The organism is Corynebacterium renale, assembly GCF_002563965.1.
GTDB classification, from domain to species: Bacteria; Actinomycetota; Actinomycetes; order Mycobacteriales; family Mycobacteriaceae; genus Corynebacterium; species Corynebacterium renale.
Window position 1 is genome coordinate 1,735,245 of the sequence record NZ_PDJF01000001.1, and the last position, 23,096, is coordinate 1,758,340.

Here is a 23,096-nt window from a genome sequence, read left to right on the forward strand (position 1 = left end):
TCGCTAGACTTCCACGATGTGAATACAGCAGGACTCAGCGACAATCCCGGCACCGCACGTACATACGAGGTACGTACATTCGGCTGCCAGATGAACGTACACGATTCAGAACGCCTCGCCGGCCTCCTCGAAACCGCAGGCTACACCCCTGCAAACGAAAACGATGATGCGGACGTTGTAGTCTTTAACACGTGCGCTGTCCGCGAGAATGCGGACAAAAAACTCTACGGCACTCTCGGCAGCTTGAAGAAGATTAAAGAGTCTCGCCCCGGAATGCAGATTGCAGTTGGCGGCTGTCTAGCTCAAAAAGACCGCGACGACGTCATTAAAAAAGCACCGTGGGTCGACGTAGTATTCGGCACGCATAATATAGGTGCACTGCCAACTCTCCTCGAACGCGCTGCCCACAACGAGGAGGCCCAAGTAGAGATTGAAGAAGCGCTCGACCACTTCCCATCCGTACTACCTGCCAAGCGCGAATCCACGTATGCAGGATGGGTATCAATCTCCGTCGGATGTAACAACACATGCACCTTCTGCATTGTGCCGTCGCTACGTGGCAAAGAAGCAGATCGTCGCCCTGGAGACATCCTTGCCGAGGTAAAGACCCTCGTAGATCAAGGAGTCTCGGAAATTACGCTGCTAGGCCAGAACGTGAACGCATACGGCGTCCACTTCGCAGACCCGAGCCTCAAGCGTGACAAATCCGCCTTCTCCAAACTCCTGCGCGCGTGCGGAGATATCGAAGGCCTAGAACGCGTACGTTTCACTAGCCCGCACCCGGCCGAATTCACCTCTGACGTCATCGACGCTATGGCAGAAACCCCGAATGTCTGTCCGCAGCTTCACATGCCACTGCAGTCCGGCTCTGACACTGTGCTGAAGCGGATGCGCCGTTCATACCGGACCACCAAATTTATGCGTATTCTCGACGAGGTTCGGGAAAAGTTGCCGGGTGCAACTATTACGACAGATATTATCGTCGGATTCCCTGGTGAAACTGAAGAAGAGTTCCAAGAAACGATGGATTTCGTAGAAAAGGCCCGTTTTACTTCTGCGTTCACCTTCCAATACTCGCCCCGCCCTGGGACTCCAGCGGCAGACATGGACAATCAGGTTCCGAAAGAAGTTGTCCAAGAACGTTTCGAACGGCTCGTCGAATTGCAAGATCGTATTTCACGTGAGGAAAACGAAAAGCAAATAGGCACCGAAGTTGAGCTCATCGTGCAAGCGGAAGGTGGCCGGAAAAATGATGAAACTCACCGTTTGTCCGGTCGGGCGCGTGATGGCAGGCTCGTTCACTTCACTCCGACGTTTGTCGACGGACGTTCAGGCGAAACTATCCGTCCCGGCGACGTAGTTACAGTGGATGTGACAGAAGCACAGTCATTCTTCCTGATTGCAGACGGGGGAGTGAAGAGTCACCGCCAGACGAAAGCCGGCGGTATGTTCGCAGCCGGACAGTCGCCCAAGACGGGCACGATTGGTGTGGGACTTGGGCTGCCTAAAATTGGCCAGCCGGAGACTATTCCGGCACCGGCGCCGGCATCGGCATGCGGTTGCAATTAAATCCACGTAGGCTCCGTACCCTAGTTCGCTAGACTAGGGAGGGCTCGCGGTCATCTGCGTAGTACGAACCACAATGTGAAAAGGACGTGTCCGTGCCTGAAGTTACCCCTGCAACACTCGCCGTTGAGGAGCGTCGCGCCGCTAAGACAATCTGGCTTGGAAATTATGGTTATGCTCTCGCCGGTGCGGTGCTGGCCTATTGGGTTGCGCTCTTTCTCCCTTTCATCCCTGGGGTAGCCGGGTGGGAAATTGTGTTGCTTTCCGACGCCGCAACGGCCGCCAACGTGAAGCTCACTGAATACGTTTTCGTGTGGTTAGGCTTCATCGGTATTGGCGTTTTGAGTGCCATGACCGTGCTGCTGCGCAATACATCGGTTGCTTTAGCTTCGTGGATTGTTGCAACGATTGCGTTATTCACGTCACTTTTTGCCTTGTGGTTGCGTTTGACGCGTCCGGGTGTAGAGGCGGCCATGGGCGTGCATGTGGGCTTCATCCTCATGATTATTATCGCGGTGATGGTGGTGTTCATCTATTCGATGGTGGCTTTGCGCCGTTCACCGGCACAGCAGAGGTTAGCTGAAGCTCGCGCTACCACCTTGGTCGTTGATCCTGTGGAATCTGTTCAGGCTGAAGCAACGGCAGCGCATCAGGATAGGACTGTTGACGTTGACCAAGGTAACCGTGATGACCGCCGAGCTCGAGCCGCAGAACGCCACCGCAGGTTAGAGGAAGAAGCCGACGGTCAGAAGTAGTTAAGATGCTGGGGGGTCGAGGCGCATCTGGAGATGTGTTTCTGCGCATATAGGGCTCGCGTTAAGAATTTCGAGGACGCGCGCCATGGGGTAGGCATCCTCGTCGCGAATTGGGTCAGGAGCGCTTGCGTATAAGCGCGACGGGGTCGTGTTCCCTGACACTTGGGTGTGCGCGCGTTCGATGCTGGCGACAAGTTGTGCCACGAGATGTAAGCCTAGGGAAGAAGGCCGGTACGCGCGGGTGACGATCGTCGTTCCTAGTTCGGCGGCTGCCCAATTCACGCCAGGAGCAGATAGAGCTGTGGAAATCGCGATGACGCCGTCGTTGGGATGCCAGGCGACAACCGAAAGAGTTTCAGATCCGTCCGCGAGTGCCCGTTCGCGGGCCTCTACAAGTCGCTGGGGCGTCCATGGAGCCGGAGTGAAATCAAGTTCACCGCGCGGGATGTCAGTGTCTGCTTCTTCCCACAGACGGCAGATACCCTCTACGAGGTCGCTGCGTTGGTCCCAATTACTCAGATGAATCCATTCAACGCCGTGTGGATAATCCGGAGCCTGAAATTGCTGTGACTCCATGGACCGGGCGCTGAGCACGTTGTGCTTTTCCTTATGAACTATGGAAAACCCGTGTCCGCACAGGGAATGTATGAGAGGGACAAAGCCGCTCGCGTGATCCACCGGATGGAGGACAGAGGTTTGGATGACCGACCGCCGCAAGGCGTTGGCCCTCTGGAGCGCAACGTCTACTGCAGCGGTCACGACGCTTTCGCTCAGTTCGACTTCAGTGTCTCTAGGTAGCCCGGGTAATGGTTGAAACGCTACGTCAGGGATAATGTCGAAGGCCAACACAGACGTTGATTCCTGTGTAGGGGCGATAATTACCGCGTACCCTAAGTCCTCTGCGTTACCTAATTGCCCGAGGTTCCAGAGTTCTACGTGGGCGGCGCCAGGCGCACCAGATTCACTGAGCTGCAATTGGCAGTGGAGGTCGTCCGGTGAAATGGCAGCCCATACGTCGCCGGTACTTTCTTGGCTATGCAGGGAAGCGAGGAAACATGCATAGGAAATGTGCTCGGCAGCATCACTGCCGAGTCGTATGCGAAATGCTCCGGTAGGCGCAGTCACGTGCTACGTTAACGGTCTTCGATGGCGCTGTGTGCGGCGTTGGACCACTGTTCCCACTGCTCAGCTTGGGCTCGCAGTTCTGCGGCTTTCTTGGTGTTACCCTTTGCGTCTGCTTCGTCAGCTTGTTCGCGAAGCTCGTTAGCGCGCTTGGTGAATTGGTCAGCCCGCGCTTGTGCTTCGGGGTCGGTGCGTCGCCACTGGGACTTTTCGGCATCTTCGACACGCTTTTCAATCGCGCTGATCTTGTCTTCATATTCACGCATCTTGGCGCGCGGAACGTAACCGATTTCCTCCCACTTTTCGCGCAGCTCGTTGAGTTTGGTCCGTGCCTGTCCTAGGTTCGCGGCTGGATCGATAAGTGGCTCGTATTCGGCGAGTAGAGCATCCTTTGCCTGGGCGTGAGATTCGAACTCAGCGTCACGTGCAGCTGCGTCCGCATGTCGCGCAGCGAAGAAGGCGTCTTGCGCGGCTTTGAAGCGTTTCCACAGAGCGTCGTCGACATCTCGTGGGGCACGCCCAGCTTTCTTCCATTCGCGCATGAGTCCGCTCATTGCGCGGGCCGTCTCACCCCATTCCGTCGAATCCTGGAGAGCCTCTGCCTGTTCAATGAGTTCTTCTTTGCGCTTCTTTGCTGCAGCACGTTGCTTGTCCAGGTCTGCAAAGTGGGATCCACGGCGCCGGTTGAAGGCGTCGCGTGCACGAGAATACTGCTTCCACAGTTCATCGTCTTTTTTCTTGGGGATGGTGCGGATGGTGCGCCATTCGTCGAGAAGCGCACTCATGCGGTCACCGGCTTCTTTCCAATTCGTTGCATTGTCTGCAATGTCCTTGGCCTCGGAGATGATTGCTTCCTTGCGTGCGATAGCCTTGTCCAGGGCTGCGGCTTTGTCTTCCTTCACTTGAGATTCAGCCGCTTGGGTGCGTGCGATGAATGTGCTTAGACGCTTCTGAAGTGCATCAACATCACCGACAACGGCGGCGGTCGGCAGCTCGGCTAATAGTGTTTGAGCCGATTCGCGGAGGTGTGGAGCATCCGCCGGGTGGGCGGTGAGACGGCTTTCTAATAGGGCAACGTCGGTAACTAGGTCTGTGTAACGTTCGGCGTAGTGTGCTAATCCTTCTTCTGGGGAGCCAGCCTTCCACTGTGCGATTTCACGCTCACCATCTGAAGTGGTGAGGAAGACTCGTCCGTCTGTATCAACACGGCCGAAAGATTTCGGATCTTTTTGTCGGTGACCAGCCGCAGCAACAGTCCCTGGGGTGGGGGTCGTGCGCGGGGAATTCCCGCTAACGCCTGGCTTCTTTCCAGCCAGTTGACCGGGGGTCGGAATGGATCGTGGCGAAGGGTTCGGCGTTGTGCTCATACTGGTGACCTTAAACTTCCTAGTGCTTACCTAGACCGTTAAGCCAGGTGAAGGCTTAACGGTTTATGAACTTCCTACTAATGTACCGGCAAAGACCGCCGCGCGGTGAGTTCCGGCTAGGGTTGAATCCGTGTTATCCACAATTGTTCTCATCCCCGGTTCTCTGACCCTGGTTCCCGAACTTGGGGCTGGTGATGTCGCAGCTGCGCAGCTTCGTGAAGCCATCACTTCTGCGCTGCCGGCCTTGGGCGCCGTTACTACGGTGGTGGGGTCGCAGGATCCGCGCTGGTACACCGGTCACGCTGGGAGTTTCCGTGCGTGGGGTGCTGATGTTCAGGTTAGTGGCGGTCACTATAGCGCGGAGTTGGTGGCACGATACTTCTTGGACGGGGCAGACATTGGGGTTCAGGCGAGCGTCGATAAGCTATCTGCGGTTTCCGGTAAGAGCGCGCTTGTGGTTGCTGATGGCTCCGCAGGAATGACGCAACGTGCACCCCTAGGTCCTGTTGCTGGCGCTGCCGATGCGGATTCGGCAATCAGAGCCTTATTGGGCTCTGGTGTGGCTCCGGCAAGTCCTCAGTGGTTTCACGACCGTGGTGTGATCGAACCTCAGCCGTTTATGGAATTGGCCGAGATATCAGGGGCGTGGGAACGTCGGCTGGTGTGTGCCGACCACACGTCTGGGGTCGGTCGGTACGTCTCGGTATGGACGAGGAAGGACAACTAATGGCACTCACTCCCATTGCGGTGATCGGCCCAACTGCTTCCGGTAAATCCGCACTCAGCCTTCGCCTTGCTCACGCGCTCGGAGGGGAAGTAGTCAACGTTGATTCGATGCAGTTGTACAAAGGAATGGACATCGGTACCGCGAAATTAAGCGTTGCTGAGCGCGAAGGCATCCCGCATCACCAGCTCGACGTCCTTGACGTCACCGAAACGGCCTCCGTTGCCCGCTACCAGCAGGAAGCCGTCGCTGATGTGCAGGACATCATGGCTCGCGGCAAGGTTCCCATCTTGGTTGGCGGTTCCATGCTCTACGTGCAGTCGCTTATCGACGACTGGACGTTTCCCCCCACAGATCCACAGGTCCGGGCAAAATACGAAGCCTTTCTACGCGAACACGGCATAGCGGCGCTGCATGAAAAACTCCGCGAGGTCGACCCAGTGGCCGCGGAAAAAATCGAAGACCAAGACCCGCGACGCACTGTGCGTGCCTTGGAAGTCGTTGAACTGACGGGCAAACCATTCCAGGCCTCACAACCACCAATTGATGCCCCTGCACGGTGGGGTACCAACATTATTGGGTTAGCGACGACGCCCGAGTGGCTTAATCCGCGAATCCAGCAGCGCACGCAGCTGATGTTTGAGTCTGGTTTTATCGACGAGGTCGATCGATTAGTCGACGAGGCCGGGCTACTGCCTGATTCCACTGCCGGCCGGGCGATAGGCTACGCACAAGTGTTAGCCGCACGGGCCGGCGATTTGTCCTGGTCTGAAGTTGAGGAGCGGACTGCAATGGGGACTAGGCGATACGTGCGTAGACAAAAAGCATGGTTTAAGCGTGACCCGCGGGTTCAGTGGATTGACGCTAGCCGCGACACATTCGCTCAAACTGCGGAAACTCTCCGCCTAGCAGGGCACTACTGCTTTTAGCCTTCTCCCGACCCAAGCTCCCGGGCGCGCGCCCTAGCCTCGGTCCAGGACCACTGCAGTTGGTACAGTCTCTGATCCGTAAGTGTCAGCAATTTTTCCAGCTGGGGCACCAAAATCCGTGGGGAAGCCAGGTGAGCATCTAGTCGAGTTAAATAACGCTCGGCCGTACCCCGAACGAAGTGGAATTGGCCGATGCATTCGTCGCGGGTATCGGCATTAGTCAACTCTGGCCGGTACAAGGTGCGATCGGCTAGATATTCCGGGGACGGATCATGACAAAAACGGTCGAATTCTGCCAGGACATCACGTATCTCGTCGGCGGTGTCCGCTATAGCAAGACGTAGGCGTTGCGCTTCAGCATGCTCTGGCGCCCATTGTTTCCAGAGAATATAAGCAAGCACTCCTAGGCCTACCGCTAGCACGAAGCCTAGCGCTTTCAGCGAGTAGACGAGACCCATGCCTGTGATACATACCAGGATGATAAGCGCTGCGATAGATGCTGAGGTGTGCAGATTTCTCACTGTATTTTCTGCCTACGGGGCTTAGTGTCCACCGCAGCCACAGCTTCCGCCGCAGCCTCCGCAACCACCACCGACTGGAGCGAGCAGAGACCCTGAGAGCACAGCTTTCCCCGCGATGACATTCCCAGGTTCAGGAAGCTGGGGGAGATTAGGTAGGCAGACGTCGAAGGAGAATGGGCCGTCGACAGTGGCGTGAATGAAACGCTGGCCAGTGAGCTGTGTTGTTCGATATTCGGCTTCGAGCACGGTGGCCGCAAAGATAACTGACGCATCCGGCGCCTGTGGTGTACCACTTGCGACGACCTCAACGCCGGGCGAGTGAACGAAGCCAGGGATCTTGCCGGTCTCATTTTCGTACTCCACGTCGGAGGCGTAGACCTCAGACGACAGGCATAGGGCAGTGAGACCCATTTGCTGGAACTCCATGGGAGGTTCCTCGGTGAGCAGAGGACCTTGAGCCAGGTTGACCATGACGGTCCCCAATGGATTGGTAGCCCCGTCAACGATGTCGCACATTGCCACTACATCGGTCATCATCTGCAGGTTTGCAAATACTTGAGTGGATGCCTCGAAAGACGCAAATGTGGCAAATGGTTCCACGGCCAGAATATTAATTTGTGCCCCTGATGGATCCTCAAATTGTATTAGCTGCCCACCACGAACCTCGCCAGTTACTGCCAGGCGGTTTGAGGCAATTGCCGCCTCGACTGCCTCCTGCCACGTGTCGAATCCCAGGCCGATGCTCAACAAGTCAGTGCTCATAGTCGAAGAGTCTAGCCGACACCGCAACCAGGCCAAGAAAACTAACGCACACAATAGTTAGCAGGACGACGTGCTGAAGTAGCAAGTGGCAACCGGACGCAGAGCGTGCGATAATGGCGCCTAATGACCAGACATGATCCAGAATCCGTATCTTCCCACTTTTCACCTTTGCCGGAGCCGGATGAAAACCTTTCTTATTCCGGGCAATCTTCTGTGCCCACCACCGGTGAGCAAGATCTGCAAGAGCGTGACTCTTTCAGGCGCGTCATCCGCTCTACGACGATGCGTACCACAGACCTGGGCGAGGGCGTTGACGTCGAGTACCGCAAACTCCGCCTTGAGCAAGTCATCTTGGTAGGTATGTGGACTGAAGGAACGCTAGCTGAAGTCGAAGCCGCGATGAATGAACTGGCAGCGCTGACGGAAACAGCTGGTGCTGAAGTCCTTGACATGGTGTACCAGCGTCGAGATAAGCCTGATCCAGGAACGTACATCGGGTCCGGTAAAGTTGCTGAGCTTCGCGACCTTGTCCAATCCACTGGATCGGACACCGTGATTTGCGACGGTGAGCTGAGCCCGGGCCAGATTGTTGCATTGGAAAATGCCCTTGACGTTAAGGTCATCGACAGGACCATGCTGATTTTGGATATCTTCGCTCAGCACGCGAAATCCAAAGAAGGCAAGGCTCAGGTTTCACTGGCACAAATGGAATATCTGATCACGCGTCTTCGTGGTTGGGGCGGTAATCTTTCGCGTCAGGCCGGCGGCCGCGCTGGTTCAAATGGCGGAGTGGGGCTGCGCGGTCCGGGTGAAACGAAAATTGAGACAGACCGACGTCGCCTGCACCAGGATATGGCCAGGTTGCGCAAGGAACTCGCAGCGATGAAGACCTCCCGAGAGGTCAAGCGTGCCCGACGTCAAAGTTCATTGACTCCCAAGATTGCTATTGCCGGGTATACGAACGCTGGGAAGTCGTCGCTGATTAATGCGCTTACCGACGCCGGCGTGCTTGTCGAAGACGCCCTCTTTGCGACACTTGACCCGACAACGCGCAAAGCCGAACTGTCTGATGGACGCTCCATCATATTTACCGACACTGTTGGATTCGTTCGTCATCTTCCCACCCAGCTCGTTGAGGCTTTCAAATCCACTCTGGAAGAAATCTTCGAAGCCGACCTCGTCCTGCACGTCGTTGATGGATCGGATCCGTACCCGTTGACGCAGATCGAAGCAGTTAATGGGGTACTCGCCGATATTTCTCGGGAGACAGGGCAGGAGTTGCCGCCAGAAATCATCGTGGTGAACAAAACAGATAAGGCCGATCCGCTGATTCTGGCGGAAGTGCGCCACCATGTTCCGGACGCGGTTTTTGTCTCAGCACATACTGGTGTTGGAATCGGGGAACTCGAGAGCAGAATCGAACTTTTCCTGAATGAACGAGACACACTATTAGAAGTTCTCATCCCGTTTGATCGGGGAGACCTCGTTGCGCGTCTCCACGAATATGCGACAATTTTGTCCGAGGAATATACAGCCGAAGGCACTGTCCTCGAAGTTCGCTTGCCGGAAGAGCTGGCACGTAGCGTGCAAGAGTACGCCGTTCGACATTAATTACCTCTTTGGTTCGCACAAGGTTCATAATGAAGACTTGTGAGTTCCCTAGGATGGACCGTCCACGGAGACGGTAAGAAAATTTTACCCGGTGACGTCGTTGCCCCTGACGAACGCTTGAGTTGGGGCAGAACCATCGGAATCGGCATGCAACATGTGGTGGCCATGTTTGGCGCCACATTACTTGTTCCCACAATTACTGGCTTCCCGGTAAATACCACACTCCTGTTTTCAGGGTTGGGCACAATCATCTTCTTGCTGATTACTCGTAATAAGTTGCCCAGTTACCTGGGTTCTTCTTTTGCTTTCATCGCACCGTTGACAGCGACACAAGCGCAGGGTATCCCGGTACAGATCGGTGGCGTTGTTGTCGCAGGTTTGGCGCTGATTGCAGTGGGCGTCGTCGTCAAGCTAGCAGGACGGAAAGTGATTGATGCCGTCATGCCACCGGCGGTGACCGGTGCGATTGTCGCGCTTATCGGCTTAAACTTGGCGCCGACGTCGGTGGCTAATGTGGAATCACAGCCAGCGGTCGCAGTGGTCACCTTGATAGCTATTATCGTAGCCACCGTTGCAGGCCGTGGAATGGTGGCGCGACTGGGAATCCTGATTGGCGTCGTGATTGGTTGGGTTTTCGCTGCGTTCACCGGAAACATCGGAGATGATGCCGTTGATGCAATTCGCGAGGCATCCTGGATAGGCGTTCCAGAATTCCATACCCCAGAATTTAAACTGTCCGCAATCTTGGTCACCCTGCCTGTCATTATTGTCCTCGTGGCAGAAAACGTGGGCCATGTGAAGGCAGTATCTGAGATGACTGGCCGCAATCTTGACGGGCTATCTGGTGATGCGCTCATCGCCGACGGTTTGGCAACTACACTTGCTGGCTCTTGCGGCGGTTCCGGCACGACCACCTATGCCGAGAACGTCGGCGTGATGGCTGCAACGCGCGTCTACTCCACTGCCGCGTACTGGGTGGCGGCGCTGACAGCCATTGCACTTGCTTTCATTCCCAAGTTCGGGGCCCTGATCTTTACGATTCCTTCTGGTGTACTCGGTGGAGCGACGATGGTACTTTACGGTCTGATTGGCATGCTTGGTATCCGTATCTGGCAGGACAACAAGGTTAACTTCAACAATCCGGTAAACCTGACCGCCGCTGCTGTAGCTTTGATTGCTGGCATCGGTAACTTGACGCTGTCCATCGGCCCGGTTGAACTCGAAGGTATCGCCTGGGGTTCAATTGGTATTATCGTCGGTTACCCGCTGATGAAGAAGCTGTACACATCGTTGGGCGAAGGCGCCACAGCTCGCTGGTAATTCCCAACAAATGGCATAAAGAATGCTCCCGGATGGAATCCATCCGGGAGCATTTGCATGTGTCAGTTCACATGAGATTACTCAGCGTCGAGGTCCTGCTCGATCAAGCCAGCAATCTTTTCCACTGCCTCTGGGTTGTCAGAGGTGACGGTGACCTGGTCGCCCTTTTCTGCGCCCAGAGCCATAATCATGAGCGAAGAAGCGGCATCAGTTTCGTCATCGTCATCATCGGAGCCAACGAGGGTGAGGTAGATGTCCTCATCAAATTCACCAGCTGCGTCAGCGATGATGGATGCTGGGCGAGCGTGCAGGCCTACAGCGGATCCGACGGTTACGGTCTTTGAAGCCATGAGAAGTCCTTTCGCTTAATTGTCTTCGCGTTGTTAACGCGACGAAGACATTTAATAGTGGTTCATAGGGGAATTTTACCCGCTGCATGCTATCTTTGCCAGATTTTTACGCAACGGGTTGGGTGGACCTTCACTGGACTGCTCGGCCCACCCTAGCGGAGGATTATGCAGCGGCTGCGGCAGCAGCAGCTTCCGGTGCCTTAGTCTTCCAGACGGTCTTCAGCAGGATGACCAGAGCGGTGGTGACAGCAACACCGGCGACGATGGCGATGACGAAGCCCCACCAAGGTTCGATGGCGAAGAGCACGAAGATGCCGCCGTGAGGTGCTCGGGAGCCGACCTCAAAGAGCATGATCAGTGCGCCAGTTACAGCACCGCCAGCCATGGAAGATGGCAGAACACGCAGTGGGTCAGCAGCTGCGAATGGGATTGCGCCTTCAGAAACGAAGGACAGGCCCAGGAGCCATGCGGAGCGGCCGTTTTCCTGCTCTGCGGGGGTGAAGAGCGACTTGCGGATGAACGTTGCAATCGACAGTGCGATAGGTGGAACCATACCTGCTGCCATGACTGCTGCCATGATCTGCATCGAAGCTGGATCGCCGGTAGAGAGGCCAGCAGTACCGAATAGGTAAGCAGCCTTGTTGATTGGGCCACCGAGGTCAGCACACATCATGAAGCCCAGGATGATACCCAGCAGGATTGCGGAGGAACCGGACATGGACGACAACCAGTCCTGGAGGCCGGTCATCAGTGCTTCGAGCGGACGTCCTAGCAGGAAGAACATGACCAAACCAGTGACCAAAGAAGTCAGCAGCGGGATGATGACAACTGGCATCAGGGAAGCCAACCAGCGAGGAACCTTCCAAGAACCGATCCACGCAGCGACACCGCCGGCGATGAGACCGGTCACGAGACCACCGATGAAGCCCGCACCGAGAAGTACGGAGATCGCACCACCGACGAAACCAGGAGCGATACCTGGTCGATTAGCCATTGCGTACGCAATGTAACCGGACAGTGCGGGGACGATGAACTGCATGGCCATTTGGCCTGTGGCGAATAGTACAGCGCCGAGATAGAGAGCCCAGCCAGCTCGATCGAATGTGACGAGCTCGCCATCAACCATTACTTCGTTGCCAGGAAGGTTTGTTGGGCCGTGGCTGGTTGCGATCGCCTGCCAACCATTGGCGACGTCGTAGCCACCAATGAGGAAGCCGAGAGCAAGGAGGAGGCCGCCTGCAGCAACAAACGGCACCATGTAGGAAACACCGGTCATGACTGCCTGCTGGATCTTCTTTGCCCAGCTTAGGCCTTCACCAGACTCTTCAGCGGAGGCCGCAGTTTTTTCACCTGCGCCAGCTACCTTGCGTGCGTTCGGGTTGGCAGCTGCTTTCTTGGCCTCGTCAATCATGACGCCTGGCTCGTTGATAGCGCGCTTCACGCCAGATTCAATGACCGGTTTGCCAGCAAAGCGAGCACGATCCTTGACTCCGACGTCAGTAGCGAAAATGACGGCGTCTGCGGCTTCGATAATTGCCGGATCGACCGGGGTGACGGCAGAAGAGCCTTGAGTCTCGACGACCAATTCAACGTCATCGCGCTTTTCAGCTTCCTGAGTGAGCGCGTCTGCGGCCATGTAGGTGTGCGCGATACCGGTAGGGCACGCAGTGATGGCGACGATGCGGGTGACGTCTGCGGCTGGAGCAGGGGCTGCTGCACCGGCAGCTGCAGCAGCAGGAGCCGCACTAGCGGAGGCAGGCGCGGTTGCCTTCTTCTTAGGGGCTGCGTTGATGACGTCGAGCACTAGGGTAACGATTTCCTCTGGAGTAGAGGCGTTACGCAGACCTTCCAAGAAAGCTGGGCGTACTAGCGCGCGTGCGAGCTTTGACAGAATCTTGAGGTGTTCCTTGCCACCACCTGCTGGGGCTGCAATAAGGAAGACGAGCTGAGCGTCTCCGTCTGGGCCGGAGAAGTCAACTGGCTGGGATAGGCGTGCGAAGGCCAAGGTTGGTACTTCGACAGCCTCGGAGCGGCAGTGCGGAATTGCAACCTGGCCTGGTACGCCGGTACCGGACTTTGACTCGCGGGCTTTGGCATCGCCAGCGAGAACGGCGGCGTCGCTTGCGCGACCAGCAGCTGCGACTGATTGCGCGAGACGTTCGATGACGTCGTCGGTGGTCGCACCGAAGTCAACGTCAAGATTGACTAGCTCTGGTGTGATGACTTGTTGTGTCATGAGTTGATCCTTGATTAGTCTGCGCTATTCACGGCGTGAACAGCAGTGTTTTCACGATCGAGTAACTCTGGCGAAGGGGCAGTAGTTCCCGGGAGGGCTGTTGCTGCGGAGCCGTATGCGACGGCATCGCGCAAGCACTGATCTGGGGTCTTGCCTGCAATGTTCGCCAGGATAAAACCGGTGAGTGCAGAATCGCCAGCGCCGACGGTCGACTGCACCGTGATAGGTGGTGGGGTAGCAATCCAACTGCCATCTGCGGTGGTGAGCAAAGCTCCAGCCGAACCCAGCGTAACCAGCACGTTGGTGATGCCCGCGGTGTGCATTTGGCGAGCAGCATCGGCAATCAAGCTGTAGTCACCCTGCTCGGCGGCCTTTTCTGCCGCAACTCCGTCGATCCCCGCGAGTTGGCCTAGTTCCAAACCGTTAGGTTTGATGAGGTCCGGCGCGGCGTCGGGAAGCATGCTTCCCAGGGCTTCCATCGGTGCGTCCGAGGTATCTACCGCAATCTTCACACCGGGGAAGTTTTGCCGAATCGCCTTTACACAATCGCCGTACCAGGTATCGGGAATGCTGGGTGGCAACGAGCCTGCAAGGACAACCCAGGTGGGGGAGAACTCTTCGATTGCGTGGAGGAGTTGCTTATCGACGTCCGCACGCTCGTCGGCGTTGAGCTCAGGTCCTGGGCCGTTTAATTTGGTAGTCCTGCCAGACGGTTCGGTAATCGTGGTGTTCGTGCGGATGCTACCTGCAATGTTGATTGCAGTGTATGGCACCTCGGTGTGCGCTAGCAGCGCTACGAAGGGGTCATCGCTATGAGCGGGGAACAAAGCGCGGGTAGCAACTCCTGCTTTGTGTGCTACGTGGGAAACATTGATTCCCTTTCCGCCCGCCACGCGAGTCACGCTGGCCAACCTGCTTACCGACCCAAGTTCCAATTCTTCATTGAGGCTCATCGTGGCATCGATGGCCGGGTTTGGGGTATACGTTAGAATCACAAACGTTCGCTCCTTAAATCCGGAATTTTCCGGCGGGTCGCACGATGATCCCTGTAAATAATGGTCACTGCGCAAGCACTGTGTTTCAGGGGCATCGTGACTGTATGTTATCCGTCTTCAATCTTTGTCTGAATATGTTGGTTTGTCAACCGTAAATGTTTGTTTAAGTTTGGTTGTGTGGGTGATTTTGGCGACTTTTTTGAGATTGATTGGTTTTTTCGTCCCACATTCAGTGGTTTTAGTACTAGGGTAGTGAACATGACTAACTCGACAACGCTTTCTGCGCAAGGTACTGGGGTAGTTTCGGGCGTGGCATACGCCGAAATCGTATGGGTACGCCCCCGTCCCGCGCTGCCTACGCAGCCGTCACGAATCTCTGAAGAAAACACCGAAGCTGAATATGAGCGCTTCGTTTCGGCAGCAGACATCGTGGCCGATCGCCTCGAAGAACGCTCTAAATCTGCCGATGGCGCCGCCTCAGAGGTGCTCGCTGCAACCGCTGGCATGGTTCGCGACCGCGGCTGGCGCAAGACCATCCGTAAGAACATCCGTGGTGGAATGGATGCCGAATACGCAACCGTTGAAGCAACGGACAAGTTTGTAAACATGTTCCTCGCAGCTGGTGGTGTGATGGCGGAACGCACCACTGACTTGAAAGACATTCGTGACCGAGTCATCGCTGAACTGCGCGGTGAAGAAGAACCAGGTTTGCCAACGATTTCCGGCGAAGCAGTTCTTTGTGCTGACGATCTTTCTCCTGCTGACACCGCGGCTCTTGACGTCAACCACTACAAGGCATTGGTTACCGAGCTCGGTGGCCCGACCAGTCACACTGCAATCATTGCACGACAGCTCAACCTTCCCTGTGTCGTCGCTGTCGGGGAGGCTCTCACAGAGTTTGCGGCAGGTATCTCCGTGCTTGTCGACGGCTCCCGAGGTCTCATAACCACTGATATTGATCCAGAAGAAGCTCGCGTCTTGGTGGCCGAGTCTGAGGAGCGTGCAGCGAAGGTTGCACAGTGGGTCGGGCCAGCGCAGACGTCTGACGGGCATCGTGTTCAGCTACTCGCTAACGTCCAAGATGGCAATGCTGCCCGTCTGGCTGCAGCGACCCAGGCCGAGGGCATCGGTCTGTACCGCACTGAGATGAGCTTCCTGTCTGCTCAGGACGAACCAACCGTGGACGAACAGGCTTCTGTATACGGCAAAGTTTTTGATGCTTTCCCAGAGTCAAAGGTTGTCATCCGTACCTTGGACGCAGGTTCGGATAAGCCAATCGCTTTCGCGAATATGAAGGAAGAGGAGAACCCAGCACTGGGCGTTCGCGGTCTCCGTATTGCACGAGATAATGAAAGCCTGCTGACTCGCCAGTTGGATGCAATCGCTCAAGCGGCTCAGAACCGCGGCGAGAATGCTCCTACGTGGGTTATGGCACCTATGGTGGCTACCGCGAGCGAAGCGAAGTGGTTCGCAGACCTGTGTCGTGAACGTAATCTTGTCGCGGGCGCCATGATTGAGGTCCCAGCCGCAGCCTTGATGGCCGACAAGATCATGCCACACCTGGACTTCGTTTCCATCGGTACCAATGATTTGACGCAGTACACGATGGCGGCGGACCGCCTATCGCCTGATTTGGCGTACCTGACTGACCCATGGCAGCCAGCAGTACTTCGTCTGATTCAGCACACCTGCATTGTGGGGCAAGAGACGGCAACTGCTGTAGGAGTTTGTGGTGAAGCAGCAGCTGATCCTTACTTGGCGTGTGTTCTTACTGGCTTGGGCGTGAACTCTCTATCTGCAGCTTCGACTGCTATCGCTGGAGTGGGTGCACGTTTGGCTGAAACCAGTTTGGACGTCTGCCAGCAGGCGGCAGAGGTGGCCATGCAAGCAGAAGATGCGGCAGCTGCACGTGAAGCGGTTCGCGAACTGTTGAACCGTTAGGAGACATCTTCTAGAAAGCTGAAGGGCTTGTCCGGGAAACCGGACAAGCCCTTATTTGTTTTTATGCTTTAGGAGGCTAGTACCACTTCAATGCCGCGGTCGCGTAGGGACTCAACCACGCTCGGCGCCGCGTTCTCGTCAGTAATCACCACGTCAATATCTTTTATTGAGGCGAAACTGACGAGGTAGTCGTTGCCGATTTTCGAAGAGTCACATAGGACTACGACTTTGTGCGCGTTGGTGACCATAGCGGACTTTATTGCTGCTTCTTGGGCGTCTGCCGTTGAGAGGCCGTGGTCTAACGTTAAGGCATTGGTGCCTATGAAAGCGACGTCTGCTCGCATAAGCGCAAGGGTGCGAAGTGCTGTATCGCCGACAACGGCTTGGGTAATGGCACGGACACTACCGCCCAACAACTGGATGTCTGGTTGGCCTTTGTTTGCCATGTTGAGCGCGATAGGCAGGCTATTGGTAACCACCGACCATTGGAGTGGGCGTTGAGTGTCCGCGATGAGAGATGCTAAAGCTGTAACAGTTGTACCGGCGTCGAGGAACATTGCCCCGTGCGCTGGAGGAAGGTAATCCAGAGCTGCCTTGGCAATCGCAGATTTAGCCGTCGGTGCGGACCGAAGACGAGCATCTAGGGGAAGCTCTGTGGTTTGGAACGACTGAGTGGCTACGGCACCGCCGTGGACGCGATGGACGATCCCATCGCGGTCTAGCACAGCGAGATCTCGGCGTATGGTTTCAGCGGTTACGTCAAAGCGATCCGCTAGTTCAGTGACGTTTACGCGCCCTTCAATAGCGGTTTGCGACGCAATTTGGCGACGCCGTTCTTCCGCATACATCGGAACATCCTTTCCGTTTTGAATGTACCTTTCGGGCTTAAACTAACATTTCCGTGCCCATATCATTGTTAATATGCCCATTATTCCACGTTTGGCATATTTTTTCATTGGCATTAGGCGTGTTTTTCTTTTATTCGCCCGGAAATGATCGTGTTCGCTGGGTACACGTGCCATTCGCCAGGAAAGGGGCCCGTTGTAGAGGCAATCTTGACGACTTGATAACGCGTCAGGTGCCTAGAGCTTGCGTAGGACGGAGACTACCTTGCCCATAATTTCGGCATCATTGCCAGCGATGGGCTGGTAAGCCTCGTTGTGGGGAATGAGCCATACTCCTGTTGCATCCTTATGGAATTCTTTCACGGTGGCTTCGCCATCGATAAGGGCCGCGACGAATTCTCCCTCTTCTGCTACTGGTTGATGGCGAACGATAATCCAATCTCCATTAAGGATTCCGGCGTCTCGCATGGAGTCTCCAGATACCTTGAGCATGTAGAGGTCGCCTTCGCCGACGATTTCTTTGGGGAGTGGGAAATATTCGTCTATGTTTTCTTCGGCCAAAATTGGCGCGCCTGCGGCGATCGAACCAAGCATCGGAACGAAACTTGTTACCGCGGCATTCTCCGGGGTGGAGGTTTCCTGGTTTTTCTTCTTGGCTGCCTTGCGCTGTGCGGATGGTAGGTGACGCACATCTACTGCGCGAGGTTTGTTGGGGTCGCGCCGCAGGAATCCCTTCTTTTCCAGTTCTTTAAGCTGATATGCCACCGAAGATGTCGACTGAAGTCCGGTGGCATCTCCAATTTCTCGGATGCTTGGCGGGTAACCGCGTAGAACGACGGCATCCGTGATTACTTCCAAGATGCGACGTTGACGTTCTGAAAGGGTACTAGGGTCCAGATCTTTCGGATTGGACGACTTCTTCTTGTTCACTGAATTTCACTTTCTACTCTGGGGTCGAAGCATTCGGGTTATAGATTTACGGCCATCCTACACTAGTCATTCGAAAATGTGTACCACGCTCTGCTTTTACGTTCGGGGTTGGACAGGTGTGGACGCGTGTGCTATAAATCGAACACAGAGGCGAACCTCGAACGGTTGGGCGAAAGACTTGTAAATGCGTCTGACGGTAAATCTACACTGACCCTCGCAATGCTTGAAGGAGATATCATGACTACTGCTATTTATCGCGCTAACAGGAACTTTGGTGGAGAGGTTCGTCCGACTGCTCCGCGCGTCGCTGAGTGGGGTCCGGAATGCCGGTCCTTTGAGTACGGGTCTTCCGGGAGGGTTCGAACGCTATCTCCGTTGGTTCCCGGTATACATGGAAACAATGTGCAATCTGGAGGCAGCGAATTGTCCGCTCATCGAACGAAACAACGAGCCTCTAGTAAGGGCAATTACGGCGCGATATGTGGAGGAGCGCTGTTTGGACTCTTTATTGTGCTCGGTTCATTCCTGTTCGGAGGTGACGATTCTGACCCTTATCTCAGCGGCGAGATGTCTATATATGGTCAGACTTTCGATACTTCGATTCGCTAGTTATACAGTGGGTGTACTTGCCTTCACTACTTATTATCTCAAGGGGAAGCCACCATGAACTGTCCATTCTGCAACCATGACCACTCGCGGGTTGTAGATTCCCGCATAGTCGAACGCGGGGCAGCCATCCGTCGCCGCCGGGAGTGTTCCTCCTGCGAAGGGCGCTTTACCACCATCGAGAAATCGGTGCTTTTGGTGGTTAAGCGAAACGGGGTCACTGAGCCTTTTAGCCGCGACAAAGTGATTACTGGCGTTCGACGAGCATGTCAAGGCCGCGACGTATCCGACGATGAGCTTAAAGTCCTCGCGCAACAGGTCGAGCAGAAAGTGCGGAGTCACGGTAGCTCCCAGATTCACGCCAATGAGATTGGTTTGGCAATACTCGATCCATTACGGGAGTTAGACGAGGTCGCATACCTTCGATTTGCCTCGGTGTACAAATCGTTTGAAGATGCCGAAGATTTCGAGAGAGAGATTCGGTTGATGCGCAGGAGACAACGAGACTAAAGCTTGGCGATAGCCTTTTCGATACGGCGAGGCGAGATTGTCTTGGCGGTTCCCAAACGCTGCGCGAAAAGGCTCACGCGTAGTTCTTGGAGGTCCCACTGGATATCTTTCACACGCGTAGTCTTCGCAGCTCCTGGCGCTAACTTTTTCACCTTGGCCTCTAATTGTTGCTCGAGAGAATTCACAACTTCTTGGCGATCCGCATCTCGGTCGGGGTCGCGATTGATATCGTCCAAGCGCAACACCATAGCTTTTACATATCGCCCCAAATGTCGTAAGCGACCTTGTCCATGGATTACTAAGGCCTGTGGCGGCAATAAAAACTCAAGCTGTTTCTTCATGTCGGTAATGGCTTCGCCGTCCCACTGCTTAAGTTCTTCTGCTAGTCGTTCATAGTCAGCCAATGCGGGAGCAACGGCCACTACCATCGCACGGACTCGTGCTGGGATAGTCGGGATGATTGTCTGCTTGAGATCCGCGAATGCCTCCGGAGATCGGACGGCACCACCAGCTTCAACAAGCGCGTCCCGTACTGATGCAACGCGGGCCTCGTTAACTAGGCCCTCAGCACCGCCATGAGGATAGTTATCCACCGCCACTCGCTGCGTTAGGGGCAGGCCCTTAACCATCTGTTTAGTGTTGATTGTGACCTCGCGGAGCAGCATTGTCAGCGTCGCCGTGATCATCGCAGCATCTGCGTCTTGCTTGGTCGGGAGAACCTTGACTGCAAAACCATCCTCAGTGGCCACCAAAGCAGGGTACGCCGTCACATCGTGACCATCGACCTTGGTCGTGACCGTTTCGTCTAGTGCCCCGAACGTCTCAGACGTCCATTCTTGAGCAACGATAGATTCTTGCTTACGGGATAGTTTCGATACAGAAGAGCGGATGTGACCAGTTTGGCGTTTTTGAAGAGCAGCTAAATTTTTGTCGCTATCTATAATCTTGCCACGTTTGTCTATTGCAGCATAGGTCATTTTTAAGTGGTCGGGGAGTTTTTCCGGTTGGAAATCTTCAGCTCCTATGCCGGTAACACCGAGCGTTTGTAACGAAGCGGCCAAACCTTCCGCAACAGTTCCTTGTGTCGGATCTAAGTTAGGTAGTGCTCTACGCGCGAAGTCAGGAGCCGGGACGACTGTGCGTCGCTGTACCTTCGGTAACGTACGAATAAGTTCCACACATAATTCTTCCCTCATACCTGGGACGAGCCAGGTAAATTGTTCGGTGTCTATGCCGGCAAGCATCGGGACTGGAATATGTACCGTGACACCATCTCGGGGGCTGCCTGGATCAAACATATAGGAGAGTTCAAATACTACGTCTGACTCACGCGATCGCCATGTGTCTGGGAATTGCTCCTCGGTGTATTGCCCCGCTTGATCAGTGCGAAGCTGATCTGGGTCAAAGTCTAAGTAATGAGAGTTCTTTTGTTTCTTTCGTTTCCACCACTTGTTGAAACTTGCTGCGTTAGTAGAGGTGGACGGTAGTTTAGCATCATAGAAGTCGAATAAGGCGTCTTCGTCTACAACGAGACCCCGTCGACGGGCCTTGTCCTCGATTTCAGCCGCGGTGTCCAATTTGCGCGCGTTATCTTGGAGGAACCGGTGATTGAAGTTCCAGTCACCGTCGATAAGCGCATGACGAATGAACATGTCACGTGCTGCTTCGGGGTCAACGCGGTGATAGGGGACCTCTCGATCTGCCACGAGAGGGACTCCGAAAAGTAAAACTTTCTCGTGAACCATTGCGGCACCCCTTTTGCGGGACCAGAACGGCTCAGAATGCGTCCGCTTGAGTAGATGCGCGCCTAGTTTTTCCACCCATGTGGGATCGACTGCGGCAACATCTCGAGCCCATAGCTGCGACGTTTCGACGATTTCTGCTGCCATGATGAAATCTGGACGTTTACGTGAAAGTGAAGAGCCTGGGAAAATCATGAATCGCGTGTTGCGCGTTCCGTGGTATTCGCGGGTCTGCCCTTCACGAACACCAATATGCATGAGCAGTCCGGATAGCAGCGACTGGTGGATAAGGTCCCGGTCGCGGGCTGAGTCTGTGTGGGTAGTTTCTTTCCATCCGAGGTCAGATACAACGTCGCGAAGCTGGCGAACCAAATCGCGCCATTCCCGCGACCGCATGTGGTGCAGATACTCCGCTTTCAGCTTCTTACGGAATGCGTTTCCACTGAGCTGCGCCCGCTGCTCATGGATGTAGTCCCACAATTTGAGATAGCTAATGAAATCGCTGCTGTCATCCTTAAACCGCGCATGAAGCTGATCAGCCTGGGCCTGGAACTCAAGGGGTCGTTCGCGAATGTCCTGAATGGTGAGTCCAGCGACAATCACGATGACTGCATCAAGTACACCTTTGAGATGGCCCTCTACAACCATGCGTGCCATACGCGGGTCAACTGGGATACGCGCAATAACTTTACCGATTGCGGTGAGAACCGGTTGTCCTTCGCGTTCTTCCTGCGTAATTGCACCGATTTCGTGAAGTAACGCGACTCCGTCGCGAATAGCGCGGTGCTCTGGCGGCTGAATAAACGGGAATTCGCGGATGTCTCCCAAGCGCAGTGCGGCCATTTGCAAAATGACGCTAGCAAGATTCGTGCGTAAAATTTCTGGGTCGGTGAACTCCGGTCGTGATTGGAAGTCTTCTTCGGAGTACAAGCGAATGGCGATACCGTCCGCCACGCGACCGCACCGACCCGAACGCTGTTGCGCGCTCGCTTGCGAAATCGGTTCGATGGGGAGACGTTGTACTTTGGTCCGGGTTGAGTACCTTGAGATGCGGGCGAGACCAGTATCAACGACGTACCTGATACCTGGAACCGTCAGGGATGTTTCTGCAATATTTGTTGCCAGAACAATGCGACGACCTTTATGCGGACTAAAAACTCGATGCTGCTCTTGGTTAGAGAGCCGGCCAAAGAGTGGTGTGACTTCGACGCCACGCCAATGTTTACCCTCGATGGCGTCCATGGCATCACGAATATCACGCTCGCCGGCGAAGAAACACAATATATCTCCGGGGCCTTCGGCCATGAGTTCTTCAAGCGCCGCCAGTAAACCTTCGATTGGGTCGATGTCGCGGACGCGGTCGCCCTCCACGATTTCAAGCGGTCGATACCGGATTTCCACTGGGAAAGTACGCCCCGAGACTTCGATGATAGGAGCCGGAGTGCCGTCGGCAGCGGCAAAATGGTCGGCGAATCTTTCAGGGTCAATCGTCGCGGAGGTGATGATCACTTTCAAATCCGGACGCTGGGGGAGCAGCCTCTTGATATAACCAAGCAGGAAATCGATATTCAGTGAGCGTTCATGAGCTTCGTCGATGATCAGCGTGTCATAGGCCAAGAGTTTCCGGTCACGCTGCATTTCAGACAGCAATATGCCGTCGGTCATCAGCTTGACCGCGGTTGTATCGGAAACTTTATCGTCGAAGCGAATCGCGTAACCTACAGATTCGCCAATGTCTTGACCAAGCTCGTCGGCAATCCGCTCTGCGACGGTCCGTGCTGCCAAACGTCGTGGTTGCGTATGCCCAATCAGTCCCTTGCGCCCTAAACCAAGTTCGAGGCAGATCTTTGGAATTTGCGTGGTCTTGCCGGATCCGGTCTCACCGGCGATGATAACTACCTGGTTTTCAGAAATCGCCTGGGCCAGGTCGTCGTGAAACGCTGTAACCGGGAGGTTTTCTGGAAAAGTCAGCTCAGGAATGTGCTTATCGACGTTCTGTACCCTGCGCTGCGCCTCGGTGATATCAGAACCAATGGCTTGGAGCGCGTGTGGCGACCGTGCTTTCTTGAGGCGGCGCCGAAAAACCGGGCGGTCGCGTAGGCGTACTTCATCGAGCGCAGCGTAGAGCTCTGAGCGTTGCGGGGTGGAAACAGAATCCGAATTATGAGGGGAAGTCATGACAATGTATAGAGTCTAGCCGACTACCGATCGTTACGGTGTCCCGGCGAAAACCAGGGGGTGTTCAAGAATGTTAATTTTCTGTA

General features: G+C 55.2%; 18 protein-coding genes. 8 read left to right on the forward strand and 10 right to left on the reverse strand.

Annotated elements, in window-relative coordinates; translation table 11 throughout:
- Positions 1-18 precede the first annotated feature (18 nt).
- Both miaB and ATK06_RS08120 read left to right on the forward strand, forming a co-directional pair.
- Positions 19-1,569, forward strand: coding sequence for a tRNA (N6-isopentenyl adenosine(37)-C2)-methylthiotransferase MiaB (miaB, locus tag ATK06_RS08115; RefSeq protein ID WP_048379196.1), 1,551 nt, complete (start codon positions 19-21; stop codon positions 1,567-1,569).
- A gap of 92 nt (positions 1,570-1,661) precedes the next feature.
- The gene (locus ATK06_RS08120; RefSeq protein WP_098389161.1) at positions 1,662-2,321 is read left to right on the forward strand and encodes an Rv2732c family membrane protein; all 660 of its coding nucleotides are present in this window, start codon (positions 1,662-1,664) and stop codon (positions 2,319-2,321) included.
- Here the strand turns inward: ATK06_RS08120 and ATK06_RS11120 are convergent, their stop codons facing one another.
- Both ATK06_RS11120 and ATK06_RS08130 read right to left on the reverse strand, forming a co-directional pair.
- A complete protein-coding gene (locus ATK06_RS11120) occupies positions 2,322-3,446 on the reverse strand; it encodes a hypothetical protein (RefSeq protein WP_143341411.1) in 1,125 nt (374 codons plus the stop codon).
- Between the two features lie 8 nt (positions 3,447-3,454).
- Complete coding sequence (locus tag ATK06_RS08130; protein WP_098389163.1) at positions 3,455-4,810, reverse strand: DUF349 domain-containing protein; 1,356 nt, start codon at positions 4,808-4,810, stop codon at positions 3,455-3,457.
- Positions 4,811-4,940: 130 nt separating this feature from the next.
- Here ATK06_RS08130 and ATK06_RS08135 point away from each other — a divergent pair, with 130 nt between their 5' ends.
- Both ATK06_RS08135 and miaA read left to right on the forward strand, forming a co-directional pair.
- Positions 4,941-5,537, forward strand: coding sequence for a hypothetical protein (locus ATK06_RS08135; protein WP_053072609.1), 597 nt, complete (start codon positions 4,941-4,943; stop codon positions 5,535-5,537).
- The gene (gene miaA / locus ATK06_RS08140) at positions 5,537-6,463 is read left to right on the forward strand and encodes a tRNA (adenosine(37)-N6)-dimethylallyltransferase MiaA (RefSeq protein WP_231913510.1); all 927 of its coding nucleotides are present in this window, start codon (positions 5,537-5,539) and stop codon (positions 6,461-6,463) included. The genes ATK06_RS08135 and miaA overlap by 1 nt, the downstream gene beginning before the upstream one ends.
- Here the strand turns inward: miaA and ATK06_RS08145 are convergent.
- Both ATK06_RS08145 and ATK06_RS08150 read right to left on the reverse strand, forming a co-directional pair.
- On the reverse strand, positions 6,460-6,984 hold the full coding sequence (locus ATK06_RS08145; protein ID WP_048379187.1) for a hypothetical protein: 525 nt from the start codon (positions 6,982-6,984) through the stop codon (positions 6,460-6,462). The two genes, miaA and ATK06_RS08145, sit on opposite strands and share 4 nt — an antisense overlap.
- Before the next feature lie 21 nt (positions 6,985-7,005).
- On the reverse strand, positions 7,006-7,746 hold the full coding sequence (locus ATK06_RS08150; RefSeq protein ID WP_098389165.1) for a hypothetical protein: 741 nt from the start codon (positions 7,744-7,746) through the stop codon (positions 7,006-7,008).
- Positions 7,747-7,869: 123 nt separating this feature from the next.
- Between ATK06_RS08150 and hflX the strand changes: the two genes are divergently transcribed.
- Positions 7,870-9,357 carry a GTPase HflX gene (gene hflX / locus ATK06_RS08155; RefSeq protein ID WP_083985891.1) on the forward strand — a complete coding sequence of 496 codons (1,488 nt, stop codon included), beginning with the start codon at positions 7,870-7,872 and terminating at the stop codon, positions 9,355-9,357.
- A 39-nt stretch (positions 9,358-9,396) separates the two neighbouring features.
- Complete coding sequence (locus tag ATK06_RS08160) at positions 9,397-10,677, forward strand: uracil-xanthine permease family protein (protein WP_048379182.1); 1,281 nt, start codon at positions 9,397-9,399, stop codon at positions 10,675-10,677.
- Positions 10,678-10,754: 77 nt separating this feature from the next.
- Here the strand turns inward: ATK06_RS08160 and ATK06_RS08165 are convergent, their stop codons facing one another.
- The 3 genes from ATK06_RS08165 to ATK06_RS08175 all read right to left on the reverse strand — a co-directional run bounded on the left by ATK06_RS08165 (position 10,755) and on the right by ATK06_RS08175 (position 14,258).
- A complete protein-coding gene (locus tag ATK06_RS08165; protein WP_048379180.1) occupies positions 10,755-11,027 on the reverse strand; it encodes an HPr family phosphocarrier protein in 273 nt (90 codons plus the stop codon).
- Positions 11,028-11,190: 163 nt separating this feature from the next.
- Positions 11,191-13,263, reverse strand: coding sequence for a PTS fructose transporter subunit IIABC (locus ATK06_RS08170; protein ID WP_048379178.1), 2,073 nt, complete (start codon positions 13,261-13,263; stop codon positions 11,191-11,193).
- 14 nt (positions 13,264-13,277) lie between these two features.
- Positions 13,278-14,258 (reverse strand): 1-phosphofructokinase family hexose kinase, encoded by a 981-nt coding sequence (locus ATK06_RS08175; RefSeq protein WP_048379176.1) that lies wholly within the window; start codon positions 14,256-14,258, stop codon positions 13,278-13,280.
- Positions 14,259-14,516: 258 nt separating this feature from the next.
- Here ATK06_RS08175 and ptsP point away from each other — a divergent pair, with 258 nt between their 5' ends.
- Entirely contained in the window at positions 14,517-16,199 is a 1,683-nt protein-coding gene (gene ptsP, locus ATK06_RS08180; RefSeq protein ID WP_098389166.1) for a phosphoenolpyruvate--protein phosphotransferase, read from the forward strand.
- A 68-nt stretch (positions 16,200-16,267) separates the two neighbouring features.
- Here the strand turns inward: ptsP and ATK06_RS08185 are convergent, their stop codons facing one another.
- Complete coding sequence (locus tag ATK06_RS08185; RefSeq protein ID WP_098389167.1) at positions 16,268-17,047, reverse strand: DeoR/GlpR family DNA-binding transcription regulator; 780 nt, start codon at positions 17,045-17,047, stop codon at positions 16,268-16,270.
- 234 nt (positions 17,048-17,281) lie between these two features.
- Positions 17,282-17,974, reverse strand: a complete 693-nt coding sequence (lexA, locus tag ATK06_RS08190; protein ID WP_048379170.1) for a transcriptional repressor LexA — start codon at positions 17,972-17,974, stop codon at positions 17,282-17,284.
- Between the two features lie 663 nt (positions 17,975-18,637).
- Here lexA and nrdR point away from each other — a divergent pair.
- Positions 18,638-19,090 (forward strand): transcriptional regulator NrdR, encoded by a 453-nt coding sequence (nrdR, locus tag ATK06_RS08195; protein WP_048379169.1) that lies wholly within the window; start codon positions 18,638-18,640, stop codon positions 19,088-19,090.
- On the opposite strand, the gene hrpA is transcribed toward nrdR, so the two are convergent.
- Positions 19,087-23,010, reverse strand: a complete 3,924-nt coding sequence (gene hrpA, locus ATK06_RS08200; RefSeq protein WP_048379168.1) for an ATP-dependent RNA helicase HrpA — start codon at positions 23,008-23,010, stop codon at positions 19,087-19,089. The two genes, nrdR and hrpA, sit on opposite strands and share 4 nt — an antisense overlap.
- Positions 23,011-23,096: the final 86 nt, after the last annotated feature.

What these genes read in the sequence shown, in the direction of transcription:
- ATK06_RS08130 (WP_098389163.1), bottom strand. Translation starts at nt 4,810, where the DNA reads ATGAGCACAACGCCGAACCCTTCGCCACGATCCATTCCGACCCCCGGT.
- miaA (WP_231913510.1), top strand. Translation starts at nt 5,537, where the DNA reads ATGGCACTCACTCCCATTGCGGTGATCGGCCCAACTGCTTCCGGTAAA.
- ATK06_RS08150 (WP_098389165.1), bottom strand. Translation starts at nt 7,746, where the DNA reads ATGAGCACTGACTTGTTGAGCATCGGCCTGGGATTCGACACGTGGCAG.
- hflX (WP_083985891.1), top strand. Translation starts at nt 7,870, where the DNA reads ATGACCAGACATGATCCAGAATCCGTATCTTCCCACTTTTCACCTTTG.
- ATK06_RS08165 (WP_048379180.1), bottom strand. Translation starts at nt 11,027, where the DNA reads ATGGCTTCAAAGACCGTAACCGTCGGATCCGCTGTAGGCCTGCACGCT.
- ATK06_RS08170 (WP_048379178.1), bottom strand. Translation starts at nt 13,263, where the DNA reads ATGACACAACAAGTCATCACACCAGAGCTAGTCAATCTTGACGTTGAC.
- ptsP (WP_098389166.1), top strand. Translation starts at nt 14,517, where the DNA reads ATGACTAACTCGACAACGCTTTCTGCGCAAGGTACTGGGGTAGTTTCG.
- ATK06_RS08185 (WP_098389167.1), bottom strand. Translation starts at nt 17,047, where the DNA reads ATGTATGCGGAAGAACGGCGTCGCCAAATTGCGTCGCAAACCGCTATT.
- nrdR (WP_048379169.1), top strand. Translation starts at nt 18,638, where the DNA reads ATGAACTGTCCATTCTGCAACCATGACCACTCGCGGGTTGTAGATTCC.
- hrpA (WP_048379168.1), bottom strand. Translation starts at nt 23,010, where the DNA reads ATGACTTCCCCTCATAATTCGGATTCTGTTTCCACCCCGCAACGCTCA.